The organism is Fusibacter tunisiensis (assembly GCF_016908355.1).
GTDB classification, from domain to species: Bacteria; Bacillota; Clostridia; order Peptostreptococcales; family Acidaminobacteraceae; genus Fusibacter_D; species Fusibacter_D tunisiensis.
Genome location: NZ_JAFBDT010000005.1, coordinates 140681 through 153543, shown reverse-complemented (window position 1 = coordinate 153543; position 12863 = coordinate 140681). Strand labels below are relative to the sequence as shown.

13 protein-coding genes and 1 riboswitch are annotated in these 12863 nt (G+C 43.5%); of the genes, 7 read left to right on the top strand and 6 right to left on the bottom strand.

The genetic code is table 11. From position 1 onward, the window contains the following. Positions 1-355: 355 nt before the first annotated feature. From JOC49_RS05245 to JOC49_RS05225, 5 genes are read right to left on the bottom strand one after another with little or no spacing between them, the layout of a single operon-like run. The gene (locus JOC49_RS05245; RefSeq protein ID WP_204663119.1) at positions 356-1456 is read right to left on the bottom strand and encodes an NADH:ubiquinone reductase (Na(+)-transporting) subunit F; all 1101 of its coding nucleotides are present in this window, start codon (positions 1454-1456) and stop codon (positions 356-358) included. Positions 1457-1465: 9 nt separating this feature from the next. After that, positions 1466-2056, bottom strand: a complete 591-nt coding sequence (locus JOC49_RS05240; protein WP_204663117.1) for an NADH:ubiquinone reductase (Na(+)-transporting) subunit E — start codon at positions 2054-2056, stop codon at positions 1466-1468. Beyond that, positions 2053-2676 carry an NADH:ubiquinone reductase (Na(+)-transporting) subunit D gene (locus JOC49_RS05235; RefSeq protein WP_204663115.1) on the bottom strand — a complete coding sequence of 208 codons (624 nt, stop codon included), beginning with the start codon at positions 2674-2676 and terminating at the stop codon, positions 2053-2055. The genes JOC49_RS05240 and JOC49_RS05235 overlap by 4 nt, the downstream gene beginning before the upstream one ends. Beyond that, positions 2669-3277 (bottom strand): FMN-binding protein, encoded by a 609-nt coding sequence (locus tag JOC49_RS05230; protein WP_204663113.1) that lies wholly within the window; start codon positions 3275-3277, stop codon positions 2669-2671. The genes JOC49_RS05235 and JOC49_RS05230 overlap by 8 nt, the downstream gene beginning before the upstream one ends. Beyond that, positions 3270-4250, bottom strand: a complete 981-nt coding sequence (locus tag JOC49_RS05225) for an RnfABCDGE type electron transport complex subunit D (protein ID WP_204663111.1) — start codon at positions 4248-4250, stop codon at positions 3270-3272. Before JOC49_RS05225 ends, JOC49_RS05230 begins: the two co-directional genes overlap by 8 nt. 178 nt (positions 4251-4428) lie before the next feature. Here JOC49_RS05225 and JOC49_RS05220 point away from each other — a divergent pair, with 178 nt between their 5' ends. The 4 genes from JOC49_RS05220 (at position 4429) to JOC49_RS05205 (ending at position 8005) form a co-directional block, all read left to right on the top strand. Then, positions 4429-5211, top strand: a complete 783-nt coding sequence (locus tag JOC49_RS05220; RefSeq protein ID WP_204663109.1) for a methyl-accepting chemotaxis protein — start codon at positions 4429-4431, stop codon at positions 5209-5211. Positions 5212-5280: 69 nt separating this feature from the next. Beyond that, entirely contained in the window at positions 5281-6468 is a 1188-nt protein-coding gene (locus JOC49_RS05215) for an aldo/keto reductase (RefSeq protein WP_204663107.1), read from the top strand. A 191-nt stretch (positions 6469-6659) separates the two neighbouring features. Then, on the top strand, positions 6660-7604 hold the full coding sequence (locus JOC49_RS05210) for an aromatic acid exporter family protein (RefSeq protein WP_204663105.1): 945 nt from the start codon (positions 6660-6662) through the stop codon (positions 7602-7604). Continuing rightward, the gene (locus tag JOC49_RS05205) at positions 7601-8005 is read left to right on the top strand and encodes a bacteriohemerythrin (protein ID WP_204663103.1); all 405 of its coding nucleotides are present in this window, start codon (positions 7601-7603) and stop codon (positions 8003-8005) included. The genes JOC49_RS05210 and JOC49_RS05205 overlap by 4 nt, the downstream gene beginning before the upstream one ends. On the opposite strand, the gene JOC49_RS05200 is transcribed toward JOC49_RS05205, so the two are convergent. Next, positions 7996-8931: an AAA family ATPase gene (locus tag JOC49_RS05200; protein ID WP_204663101.1), complete on the bottom strand. Its 936-nt coding sequence runs from the start codon at positions 8929-8931 to the stop codon at positions 7996-7998. The two genes, JOC49_RS05205 and JOC49_RS05200, sit on opposite strands and share 10 nt — an antisense overlap. Positions 8932-9052: 121 nt before the next feature. Here JOC49_RS05200 and JOC49_RS05195 point away from each other — a divergent pair, with 121 nt between their 5' ends. The 3 genes from JOC49_RS05195 (at position 9053) to JOC49_RS05185 (ending at position 12856) form a co-directional block, all read left to right on the top strand. Further along, complete coding sequence (locus tag JOC49_RS05195; RefSeq protein WP_204663099.1) at positions 9053-9844, top strand: prepilin peptidase; 792 nt, start codon at positions 9053-9055, stop codon at positions 9842-9844. 43 nt (positions 9845-9887) lie between these two features. Further along, positions 9888-9971, top strand: a riboswitch (cyclic di-GMP riboswitch). 135 nt (positions 9972-10106) lie between these two features. Further along, a complete protein-coding gene (locus JOC49_RS05190; RefSeq protein WP_204663097.1) occupies positions 10107-11783 on the top strand; it encodes a GspE/PulE family protein in 1677 nt (558 codons plus the stop codon). A gap of 14 nt (positions 11784-11797) precedes the next feature. Continuing rightward, positions 11798-12856 (top strand): type IV pilus twitching motility protein PilT, encoded by a 1059-nt coding sequence (locus JOC49_RS05185; protein WP_204663095.1) that lies wholly within the window; start codon positions 11798-11800, stop codon positions 12854-12856. Positions 12857-12863: the final 7 nt, after the last annotated feature.

Genomic DNA, 12863 nt, shown 5'->3' with positions numbered 1-12863 from the left:
TTAACGTGCCGAAGGCACACTGCCCGGCAGCTTTGCTGCCACTCCCCGAGGCTTTAGCCTCACTCCCCATGCCTTTAGGCATACTCGACGCGACGTCAGTCGCAATCACCGCTACGAACTAGCACTTAACGTGCCGAAGGCACACTGCCCGGCAGCTTTGCTGCCACTCCCCGAGGCTTTAGCCTCACTCCCCATGCCTTTAGGCATACTCGACGCGACGCCAGTCGCAATCACCGCTACGAACTAGTACTTAACGTGCCGAAGGCGCACTGCCCGGCAGCTTTGCTGCCACTACACGAGGCTTTAGCCTCACTCCCCGTGCCGAAGGCACACTCAACGAGGCGCAGCCTCACGCTTATTCGAATTTATCATAGTAGATGCGTTCTTCGGGCATGCCTTTTTCTTTGAGGATTGGGATGACGGAGTCGATCATGACAGGGCTTCCGCAGAGGTAAGCCTCTTTTTGGGTTGCAGTGTCGAGGAATTTTTTGAGCATGTCTGTGACTCGACCTTGTTCGCCATCCCAGTTGCAAGATTCAGTTGGCTTGCTTAGGCAGGTGATGACTTTGAGGTTTGGCATGTCTTTCATAAGGCCGTCGAGCGTTTCCATTTCGAAAAGGTCTTCCCGGGTTCGTGCGCCGAAGTAGAAGGTGACGTTGCGGTTAATTTGTTTGGAATGCATGTATTTGAGGATGGACATAATGGGGGCCATACCAGTGCCAATTGCCACCATGACCATGTCGCGGTCCCCTTCTTGGTAGTAGAAATCGCCATAGGGGCCAACCACCGTAATTTTTTGACCCTCTTTGAGGTAATTGTGAACGTAAGTGGTGGCCTTGCCTTCTTTGACATAGCCAATATAGAGTTCTATGGCCTTTGTGTCTAGAGGGGATGAGGCAATGGAGTAGGCGCGGTAGACTTCTTCATCACTTTCTTTGTATTTTGGCGCAAGAATCTGAATGTATTGGCCAGCTTTAAATGTGATTTCTTCGTTGTCAGGCAGTGAAAGTCTAAGGTGTTTAATGGTGGGTGTAACATCTTTAAGGAATTCCACGTGGTAGTCAAATTGTTTAACCGAAAAGAGTTCCTCAGGAATCTGAATTTTTAGATCTTCACGGACTTTAAGTTGGCAAGAAAGACGGACCCCTTGTTGGCGTTCGTCTGGCGTAACGTAGCCCAGCTCTGTGGGTAGAATTTCACCACCACCCTCAAGGACTGTAACTTTACAGTAGCCACAGCTGCCCTTGCCACCACAAGCTGATGGGATGAAAATCTTTTGGTCTACCAAAGCCGATAGGAGGGTGTCGCCACCATCTACAAGTAGGTCTTTTTCAGAATTGATGGTGATTTTCTTTTCCCCATAATTGGCAATGGTTTTGTTGGCCACAGACAAAAGGAGTGCGAGAAGGCCTGTTATGCCGCTGATTGTAAGAACTGTTTGTGCAATTGTTGACATAGTAACCTCCTATTGAATCTGTACAATGCCTGAAAATCCTAAAAATGCAAGTGCCATAATGCCGGTGACGATTAGAGTAATGCCGGGGCCTTCGAGGCCTTTTGGTATTTTTGCAGTCCGGATTTTTTTGCGTATACCTGCCATAGCAACGATTGCTAGGGTCCATCCTAGACCTGATCCAACGCCAAAGGCAAAAGATTGGATGAGGGAGTAGTCTCTTATAATCATAAAGAGGGAGACTCCAAGGATGGCACAATTTACAGTAATAAGGGGGAGAAAAATCCCGAGGGAATAGTACAAGGTTTCAAAATAGCGTTCAATAATCATTTCCACCAGTTGAACAAAGGCCGCAATGACAATAATAAAGACGATAAATCTTAGGTATTCGAGGCCAATTGGGACCAAGAGGTAGTGGTAAATGAAATAGTTAAGCACAGACGTAGCGGCCAGTACAAAGGTAACCGCTTGGCCTAAACTAAGGGATGTTTTGATTTCATTTGAAACGGCAATAAAAGAGCACATGCCCAGAAAGTTTGCCAAAATCATATTGTTTGTAAAAATGGATGCGAAAAAGATAATCCAAGGGTTGATGTCAATCATGCTTTAGCACCTGCCTTTCCTGCGTCGTCTTCGTGTGGAAACAGTTTATAAGTTGCCCAGATCACAATCCCCAGCATAAAGAAGGCGCCGGGTGGCATAATCATCAGCGTCCAATTGACCCAACCGCTGCCTAGGACTGTAACGCCAAAGAGGGTACCAAAGCCAAGGAGTTCTCTGAAGAATGCAATAAAGAGTAAAACCAAAGTATAGCCCAGGCCCATAATTAAGCCATCGAAAAAAGAGATGAAGGGCTTGTTTTTTTGAGCAAAGGCTTCAGCCCGGCCCATAATGATACAATTTGTGATAATGAGACCGACATAAGGGCCAAGTGCTTTTGACATATCGGGCATATAGGCTTTTAAAAAGAGGTCAAGCATAATCACATATGCCGAGATAATGAGTGTTTGCACCATCATACGGATGTGCTTTGGCGTATAACTTCGAAGGAGCGAAACCGTAAAACTTGAAAAGGCGGTAACGAACATGAGGCCAACGCCCATAACCAATGAATTGGTTAAAAGATTTGTAACGGCAAGGGATGAACAAATGCCGAGAATTTGTCTGAAAACAGGATTGTCCTTATAAATACCGGCTTTAAACACCCGGATGATTTCAGTCATATAAACCCTCCTTTTGTGCAAATGTGTCAATATCAGCCATAAAGTCATTTAAAATGGTGCTGACAGATTTTGAGGTTAAAGTTGCGCCTGTTATGGCATCGACATTTCCAGAATCAGATGGCCTGAAAACCACATATGGGGAGGCTGAAACATCTAAATTTCTAAACTGATCTTTAAACCAGTCTTCATCAATTCGGCCGCCAAGTCCTGGTGTTTCTGAATGTGACGTAAAGTTTAGACCGAGGACCGTTTTAAAGTCTGTTGATAGGGCAATGTGACCAGAGATGCTGCCCCAGAGGCCTTTACCAGAAAAGGGAAACGCATACCCTTTAATGCCATCTGACGTTTTGTAGATATAGTAGGATTGGGTCTTAGTCTCAACTGTCTCAATTTTTGAGGTGTAGAGGTCAGTGGTGGCATCGTTTGAGTCCGGCGCGTCAATGCCGAAAACATACAAGATAGATTTTTGCTCTGCCAGTGCCTCTTGCTGTTTTATAATTTCAAGGCTGCCTTGATTGATTGAAGCCAAGATGAAGGTATAGAGCGCCGTGAGGCCAATCATGAAAAGGACAGGGTAAAGAATCTTTTTCTTTTTAGCCATGAGACACCTCCTTGGCCAGTTTGGCCTTTTTGGAAGCTTTTAAAGCATTTACAGCCTCATCAATAATTGGCGCAAAGGTATTGCCGATTAAAATGGCGAACATGATGCCACCCGCAAAGAGGGCAAATCCTCTGATAATCACAGTAACAACCCCAATGATAATGCCGTAGACCACACGCCCTTCTTTTGTTTTGGGCGAGGAAATGGGATCTGTTGCCATAAAGATGGCACCAAAGAGGAGGCCACCGGAAAAGAGGCCATAAATAGGGTTTGGAACTTGTGCAAATCCCAGTAGGGTTAAGATAAGACTCATGATGATAAAACTGCCAAGGACGCTGAAAACAGTTTCTTTGGATGCCGTTTTAGTGACAAGCAGGTAGATGCCAGCGAGTAAAATTAAAATGGCGCTGGTTTCACCAATTGACCCAGAGACATTTCCAAGTAGGACCTGATTCCAATCCAGCATTTGACCAGTAGACCTAAAAAGGAGCATTGGCGTTGCTTCTGCCACAGTGTCAATAAGCTGGCCGGTATAGTGGGCAAACCCACCTGGAAACCCATTAAAGGGTTGAATCCACTCAACGGTCATAAAGCTTGGAAAATTTACATAAATAAAGGCGCGTCCAACCAAGGCCGGGTTAAATGGATTTTTACCAAATCCACCAAAGACCATTTTGCCGAACAAAACGCCGAAGATAATGCCAATAATTGCAACCCAGTAAGGGGTTGATGGCGGCAGGGTTAAGGTGAAGAGGATGCTAGTGACCCAAACGGCTTCCGTTATTTTGCCTGTTGTTTTACGAACGAAAACCCATTCCGTCAAAGCCCCAAAAAAGGATACAACCGCTAGAAGTGTCAGTACGCGCCATCCAAAAAAATAAATGGCGGAAAGAATGATGGGAATCAGCGCATAAATCACTTTTCGCATCATGGCTTGCTTCATAAATTTAATGTCTTTAATAAATTGCTTCAAATGGTTTCACTCCCTTGCTTCATTTTTTTTAGTGCTATGGGTATTTATATCCATAAAAGGAGACTGAATACCACATTTTTTTAATATTTTTTTGATGGTTAATCTGATTGTTAAAACCTTGAACTGATCAAGGGTTGTGGTATAATTTGAAAAGAGGCAAACGAAGGGAGAACACAGTATGAATATAGCGATAATTGGTGCAGGGACAGGTGGAACCAAACTTTTGAACCTTTTCAATGCGTATGAAAATATTGAAGTGGTTAGTGTGATAGATAGAGACCTTCAATCTCCAGGTATTTTGAAGGCAAAAGCGTTTGGAATTCATGTGGCATCGGATGTGCGTGATATCAATCCAAAAGCGGACATTTTAGTGGATGCAACAGGCAGTGCGAAAGTCATTGAACTTTTAAAAGAAACCTATGGGGGTAAAAAGCGGATTGTAGAGTCGGATGTGGCTGAACTGATGATGCTGATTGTAGACAAGCAAATTGACATGACGTCGAGGCTCAACCACCAGTTGGATGAAATCAATCGAACCAGTGAAAAATTGCATGAAGAAATGAACCGAATTGTTGACATTACCAGTGATCTTAATACAATCAATTCGCAATTGATTCAGACATCTGAAGCGTCTATCACCTATATTGAAAAATCGGATGAAATGATCCGGGCGGTGAATAAGATAACCCAGCAAATTAAAATTCTAGGGTTGAATGCCAATATTGAGGCAGCCAGAGCAGGGGAGCATGGCAGAGGCTTTTCGGTGGTGGCAACTGAAGTTCAAAAGATGAGTGACAACACCAGTGACTTTGCGGCGCAGATTTCGGAGCTTTTGAAATCTCTCCGTACAGAAAATGAAACCATAGCAGGTGAAGTCCATAAGCTTAACACCATATCGGAATCTCAACACAAAATCACCAACACTGCAAAGCAGATTGTGGATAACCTTAAGAATTTGTAAAATTGCCAACAGGCGCATTTTGATTGCCCAAAACTTTCAGGATGCGTTTTTTGTTTAAGGGGGAAAAGTATGAAGTATAGAGTGGTTGAGAAAAGTGGGGATAAGATTTCCATACTGGGCTATGGCGGGATGCGGTTTTCCACAAAAGGTGGCCTGATTGATGAGGCAAAGGCCACGACACAATTGAGAAATGCCATTGATCAAGGGGTTAATTATGTGGACACAGCCTATTTCTATCACGGGGGTCAAAGTGAAACATTTATTGGAAAGGCCCTTCAAGATGGGTATCGGGAGAAAGTGTACATTGCCACAAAGTTACCGCCTTGGCTTGTTCAAACTGAAGCAGATATGCACAAAATCTTTGAAACGCAGAGAAAGCGCCTTCAAACAGATGTGATTGATTATTATTTATTGCACGCCTTGAATTCGGAAAATTGGGAAAAGTTTTTGAAACTGGATGTCCTTTCCTTTTTAGCAGAGCTTAAGGCATCTGGGAAAATTAGAAATGTGGGCTTTTCTTTTCATGGGGACAGGGACAATTTTGTGGAGATTATTGACGCTTATGACTGGGATTTTTGTCAAATTCAGTACAACTTCTTGGACGTCAACAATCAAGCCGGAACATATGGCCTAAAATATGCTGCAGACCGGGGCATAGCGGTTATGGTAATGGAGCCTCTAAGGGGTGGTTCTTTGGTTTCAAAATTGCCAGATGGGATTCAAAAGCTTTACAAGAGTCATGAAGTGAGCCGAACCCCTGCGGAATGGGCCCTTAAATGGATCTGGAACCAAGCTGAAGTGACTTGCGTCTTGTCTGGTATGAATGAAGACGCCCATATTCAGGCCAATATTGCCTATGCCTCAGAGATGGAAGCTGGACACTTTGCGGACGCCGAAAACAACTTGATGGACCAGGCACGTGCCATTTATCTCAGTTTACAAAAAGTCCCCTGTACAGGCTGTCAGTACTGCATGCCATGTCCATTTGGCGTGGACATACCAAGATGCTTTGACCTTTATAATTCCAAACATCTGATCCAGCAAAAAACCCGGACTTTTTACTGGATGCAACTGGGTGGCATGAATGGCAAACCGTCTTACGCATCCCTGTGCCAAAATTGTGGGAAATGTTTGGACCATTGTCCCCAACAGATTGACATCCCCACAGAGCTTAAAGCTGTTGCAAAGGATATGGAGGGGGTTTTAATGAAACCTTTTTTAAAGGCAGGCCGATTTTTCTTGCGGTTGAAGCGGTAGAATTTGTTAGAGAAGGTTTATAAACAAAAACACGAGTTGACTTAAAAATAGATTGAAAAGGGGAAATTCTTTGTAGTTTTTTACTGAAAATATTTTAAAAGTATAGACCTCAAAAAGAAATTGGTGTACGATAGGTCTCCGAGGGTAGATATAGAGTAGCCCTTGAAGAAATTTGTGAGGTAGGTATAAAAATGAAAAAGATTCGATTGACATTGAGTCGGGAAGCAATGCTGTTCGATTCTCCACTTTATATATTGAAGGGCTTTTTAAGTATGATGACGGCCTATCTTTTGTTCCACAACAATGCTTTAGTGGGCAAGGATATGATTTCAATTTTCTTTGGAATGATGATGACCCTAGAACCCATTAATGTATCTGGACTTAAGACGGGCTGGGATCAAATTCAAGCCACCATTCTTGGCGGGGTAGTGACTGCAGTGATTTGCATGCTCTTTGGCATCAACTGGTTTACAATCCCCCTTTCAGTAGCACTTACTATGTTTATATCACTTGTGCTCAATTGGCGTTTTGTATCCCCGGTGGCGATTTTTACAGCCATCTATATGACCCAATTTATTCAGCTCAATGCTGCTGGAGAAGTGAGCATGCTGTTGACACTTCGGTTAAGGCTTTTGGCCCTGGCTGCCGGTGTTTTGGTTGCTGTTTTCTACAATTATGTGTTCTCGCTGTTCTTTTATAAAGGAATGCTCCAAAAACGCCTTATTTTCATCATTGAACAGTTTGAACAGGTTTTGTCCCAAACAGGTGGCGAAATTCAAGATCAGATTCATAGGACCATTGGTCTGATTTCTGATATGGACAGTTTGAACATGGTGATGGCAGACATTGAACGCGAAAAAAAGAAGCCTGTAAAAGGACAGAGGCTTCTAAAAACTTTAAGAACATTGGCCCACTATTGGATGGATTATTTAATGGACCTTGAAGCAGAGACCGTTTCGCCTGTGGATTCTGGTGTGATGCTTAAACTCTTAGCGGAATCAAAACACACCCTTGAAACCAATGAAACGCTGGCATCATCTGACCATTTAAAAGAGTATCAAAACTGGACAGGTTTCCCGAAACTGGTTCAATCACTGGACAAACTTAGACACTGGATTGAAGGAGAACGCTTATGAAATGGGACCACTCTTTGAGTATTGGCATTATGGAAATTGACGCGCAACATCAAAACCTGGTTGACATCACGAATCAAGTGGAAGCTTTATTTAAAAAAGCACTTGAAGGCAATGGCGATTACAAAGAAACGTATAAAGTCATTGAAACCTTAAGTGCTTATGCGGATAAACATTTTAAAACTGAGGAAGCTCTTTTTGACAAAATCGGCTATCCCAATCGTGAAGCCCATGAAGAGAAGCATCGCGAGTTTGAAGCGTATGTTAAAGGCATGACACTAGACCGCATACAGACCAGTGAGGAAACAGTCTTAATTCAAATCTTTGCCTTCCTAAGCAACTGGATTGTAGACCACATTAAAACAGAAGACCTTGAGTATAAGAAGTTTATCAATCAGCAATAATCAATAAGATACGTGTTGCGCTCCTCAGTGAGTGCTTCTATTTTTTTGCAGATTTCTTCCCGGTGGCTTGTGAGTTTTTCCAAAAGGTCATCTGCATCTGTGGCATTTGAAATCACACGTTCACGGCTTTCATCAATTTGAGATTGGATGGCAAAATCCGAAAAAATATTGTCGAAAAAGATGTCAAATGTTCGGGAAAATGAATCGATATTTAGACTTTCGATTTCTGGAAATTCCGTTAAATCCTTTAATTCCATGCTGAGTTTTCGGGCCTTTTCACTGGCATCTTTTAATGTTTCCTCAGCAGTGTCCAGGTGGTCATGCTTGGCAAGGCTTGAAATCAAACCGCCCCCCACCATGTCGTAGAGGCCCCAACTTTTGGCGCTGGATAAAGAGTCAAGGGCAGATTCCAAACTGCTTATCAGGTCGTGGCAGGCTGAAATGGCTTCGTCTGCTTCCTTCAGTTCCCTTCTTAAAGTATGCAGGCGGGATTCAAAGTCGGAAATCGCTTTGATATTTTGTTCCTCGGCCCAACTGAGCTTTGCATCCAAGAGTTTTTTATATTCCGTTTCAACGTCATTTAAAGTAGACAGTTCAGCGCCTGTTTTTGCCAAATCATCTTGAAGATTTTCAATTCGGCCCATAAGTTCTTGATACTTATACTCGGCCATACGCATCTCATTGTACTCTTTATTTTTCTTTTCTTCATAATCTCTGGAAATCATAACAATGAGGCTGGTCAAGGAAAGACGCTCCATTTTTTCATAATCAGCTGTTTCTTTTTTGAGAATTGAGGCCAATCGAATTTCTTCTTGAGTGAGCTCATTTAAGGCTTCGCTGAGTTTTTTTTGTTTTTTGACGAGGTAGGTCTTCTGGGCCATTGCTCTGGAGAGGGCCTCCAAATTGCTAAAATCATTTGCGTTCATATCGAAACCTCCATTATTTTTTAATAGTTTACCCATAAACCCTTAAAATAGACGCAGAAAAGTATTAAACGTTTATTAAGAAATAAGGTATAATAAAAGTAATATTGTACTTGGAGGGCATATGGACGGAGTAAGCTTGATTTTAAGGCTGATTGTTTTTACTTTAGGCGCTACAGTGGGGTCTTTCCTCAATGTGTGTATTTATAGGATTCCAAATAAGGAAAGTATCGTGAAACCCCGGTCCCGGTGTGGAAGCTGTGGGCGAACACTGGACCCAATAGACCTTGTTCCAATTTTAAGTTGGCTTTTTTTAAGAGGGAAGTGCCGGACTTGTGGGGCGAAAATTTCAATTCGGTATCCCTTGGTGGAAGCGCTTGAAGGGACCTTGTTCCTTTTGGTATTCAGCGTGTATGGGCTTTCATTTACAACGGGTTTGCTCTTTTTGTTTTCGGCCTTGATGACAGTGGTTTTCTTCATTGATCTGGACCATATGATTATTCCCAACAAGGTGGTTCTCGCTGGAATTGGCCTTGGTCTTTTGGTGGGTCTGGTCCACCGCCTAGTGGGGTATCCGCTCTATGGTGATGTGTCTATGTGGGCCTTTGTGCTGGGTCCTGTGATTCCCTTAATTGTAATGGTCCTAATTCTTGTGGCATCGACGGTATTTTTTAAGGCGGGGAGTCTGGGCATGGGTGATGTGAAAGTCTATGTGCCCATCGGAATGTTTTTAGGCTGGCGTCTTGCCCTACTCAGCTTATGGATTGCCTTTCTTTTGGGTGGTGTTTTCGGTCTCTTTTGGATCTTTGGGCTCAGGCGTGACCGTAAGGCAAACATTCCCTTTGCACCCTTTATTGCCGTTGGGGCACTGGTTGCTGCCTTATATGGCACACCTGTTTTAAATTATTTGTTTTAGGTTATTTACAGGTTAGGACTTTTATACTATAATTGATATAAGTTAACAACTTGGGCAAACTGTTTGAAAGAACAGGGCGCAAAGCATGAAGTCTAAGGCTTATGGCTATGATGGTTCAGCTGCAGTGATTTATTCAACTGCAGTTTTTTTATTTTTAAAAAGCAGGAATTGTGCAAATTACTGGGTGTAATTTGGGTATAAAATAGGTATAATGGTATAAAACGTTACAATTTATTCATATTTTGACTAAAAGGGGATTTGCATGAAACGACTTCGATTGGGCGATATGCTCGTCCAGCAACAGATTATAACAGAAGCACAACTCTTTGAAACACTAGATGAACAAAAAGAAAGTGGGCTAAAACTTGGAGAGCTCTTAATTCGAAAGCGGTATCTTACAGAAGACCAACTGTTTAAAGTTTTAGAAGAACAATACGGGATTCCGTACATGGACATTAACAACATTTTTATCGATCCCAAGGTCCCGAAACTCATTAGCGAGGGCATAGCCAGTAAGTACACGGCGATTCCCATTGCTCTGAATAAAAATGTCATTACTGTGGCCATGAACGATCCACTGGATATGATTGCCATTGATGACATTAAGATTATAACGGGTTTTGAAGTGGACGTGGTGATTAGTCCGGGGGCCGACATCAAACGGGCTATCAACCGGTATTATGACGCCACTGAAACGGCTGAACGTGCGGCACATGAGTACTCACAGCAGTCGAGTGAAACCGATGATTTTTTAGAAGAAGAGGATGCCGATGTCACCAATGCGCCAATGGTGCGTCTGGTCAATACAGTTATTACACAGGCGGTACGGTCTAAGGCCAGCGACATTCACATAGAGCCTTTTGAACGTAACGTCAGAATCAGATATAGGATTGACGGGGAACTCATGGAAGTGATGACCCCAGCGAAAAATACCCATTCGGGGATTGTGACCCGGATTAAGATTATGGGTAAGATGAACATTTCTGAAAAGCGTCTGCCTCAAGATGGTCGGGTTGAAACGGTTATAGAGGGGATTCCCATTGATATGCGGATTTCAATTTTGCCGACGGTCTATGGGGAAAAAGTGGTTATCAGACTTTTGGACCGGTCTAGTCTTGTTTTAAAGAAAGAAGACCTTGGATTTTCAGACCACAACCTTGAACGGTTCAATAAGATTTTAAAAGTGCCTGAGGGGATTTTACTGGTAACTGGGCCGACGGGAAGTGGTAAAACAACCACCCTGTATTCGGTTTTAAAGGAACTAAATCAAATTAATAAAAACATCATTACAGTGGAAGACCCTGTAGAGTACCGGATTGATGGCATTAACCAAGTTCAGGTGAACAATAAGGCAGGCATGACCTTTGCCAACGGCCTTAGGTCTATTTTAAGACAGGACCCTGACATTATCATGGTTGGTGAGATCCGAGACTCAGAAACTGCTGAAATTGCAGTGCGTGCAGCAATTACAGGCCACGTTGTGCTTTCAACACTTCACACCAATGACACGGTGAGCACCATATCAAGACTTGAAGACATGGGGATTGAGCCCTTTCTGGTTTCGTCTTCAGTTGTGGGGATTATTGCCCAGCGTCTGGTTAAAAAAATATGTCTCAAGTGTAAGACAACTCACGAGGCCACACCAGATGAACTTAAGGCACTTGGCATGGAAGGCTACGGGTCACTCACAGTTTCGCATGGCCCGGGGTGTAACTCCTGTAACCACACAGGCTATTCTGGCCGAACAGCGATTCATGAAGTTCTGGTGCTTGACAGGGACCTTAGAAATATGATTGCTGAAAAAGCCAGTATTGATGACATTAGGACAAAAGCAATGGAAAAGGGCCTATCCCTTTTAAATGATACTTGTAAGGAACTGGTTTTAAGCGGCGTGACTTCTGTGGAAGAAATGGTGCGGATGACCTACCGAATTGATTGATAAAGGATACTTACATGACTGTTATTGAGATATTGGAAAAGGCTGTAAAGGCCGGTGCATCAGATGTTCATATTACCGTGGCGTCCCCACCTGTTATGCGGGTGAACGGGAGACTCCTTCGGATGCAGGATGAGGCTTTAATGCCTGAAGACACCAAACGCATTATTATGGGCATTCTAACGCCAGACCAGCAGCGCGTTTTTGAAGAAAAGGGCGAACTGGACATTTCCTATTCCACGCCGGGACTTGGGCGTTTTAGGGTTAATGTTTACAAACAGCGGGGAACCTACTCTATGGCGCTCCGGGTTGTGGCGCTTACCATTCCAAGCATGGAAGCCCTAAGGCTCCCAAAAGTAATTGCTGAACTTTCTGAGAAACAAAGGGGACTGATTCTGGTAACAGGGCCAACGGGAAGTGGTAAATCCACCACGCTTGCGGCCATGATTAACCACATGAATCAGAACCGAAATGATCACATTATCACAATTGAAGACCCGATAGAGTATTTGCACAAGCATCAAAAGAGCATGGTCAATCAAAGGGAGATTGGGCAAGATTCACATACCTTTGCCAATGCCTTAAGGGCAGCCCTGAGACAAGACCCAGATGTCATCCTAGTGGGTGAGATGCGGGACCTTGAAACCATTGCCACAGCCATTACAGCGGCTGAAACTGGCCACCTTGTTTTGTCCACCCTCCATACCATTGGGGCGGCCAAGACGGTAGACCGTATTATTGATGTTTTTCCACCCCATCAGCAGCAGCAGATTCGGATTCAACTGGCTTCAGTTTTAGAGGCAGTTATTTCCCAGCAGATTATGCCAACGGTTGAAGGGGACGGTCGGGTTGCAGCTTTTGAAGTGATGACGGCCAATTCAGCCATTAGAAACTTAATTCGAGAGGGCAAGACCCACCAGATCCAAACAGTGATTCAAACTGGGGCCCAAGTGGGGATGCAAACCATGGATGCCTCTTTGATGGAACTCTATAAAAAGCGCTTAATCAGTCAGCAGACGTTAAAAAAATATGCGGTGGACTACGACATGATTATGAAGGTAATCGGGTATATGTAGGGGGGAT

Coding starts and splice junctions, on each gene's coding strand:
- JOC49_RS05245 (WP_204663119.1), bottom strand. CDS start 1,456: ATGTCAACAATTGCACAAACAGTTCTTACAATCAGCGGCATAACAGGC.
- JOC49_RS05240 (WP_204663117.1), bottom strand. CDS start 2,056: ATGATTGACATCAACCCTTGGATTATCTTTTTCGCATCCATTTTTACA.
- JOC49_RS05235 (WP_204663115.1), bottom strand. CDS start 2,676: ATGACTGAAATCATCCGGGTGTTTAAAGCCGGTATTTATAAGGACAAT.
- JOC49_RS05230 (WP_204663113.1), bottom strand. CDS start 3,277: ATGGCTAAAAAGAAAAAGATTCTTTACCCTGTCCTTTTCATGATTGGC.
- JOC49_RS05220 (WP_204663109.1), top strand. CDS start 4,429: ATGAATATAGCGATAATTGGTGCAGGGACAGGTGGAACCAAACTTTTG.
- JOC49_RS05215 (WP_204663107.1), top strand. CDS start 5,281: ATGAAGTATAGAGTGGTTGAGAAAAGTGGGGATAAGATTTCCATACTG.
- JOC49_RS05210 (WP_204663105.1), top strand. CDS start 6,660: ATGAAAAAGATTCGATTGACATTGAGTCGGGAAGCAATGCTGTTCGAT.
- JOC49_RS05205 (WP_204663103.1), top strand. CDS start 7,601: ATGAAATGGGACCACTCTTTGAGTATTGGCATTATGGAAATTGACGCG.
- JOC49_RS05200 (WP_204663101.1), bottom strand. CDS start 8,931: ATGAACGCAAATGATTTTAGCAATTTGGAGGCCCTCTCCAGAGCAATG.
- JOC49_RS05195 (WP_204663099.1), top strand. CDS start 9,053: ATGGACGGAGTAAGCTTGATTTTAAGGCTGATTGTTTTTACTTTAGGC.
- JOC49_RS05190 (WP_204663097.1), top strand. CDS start 10,107: ATGAAACGACTTCGATTGGGCGATATGCTCGTCCAGCAACAGATTATA.
- JOC49_RS05185 (WP_204663095.1), top strand. CDS start 11,798: ATGACTGTTATTGAGATATTGGAAAAGGCTGTAAAGGCCGGTGCATCA.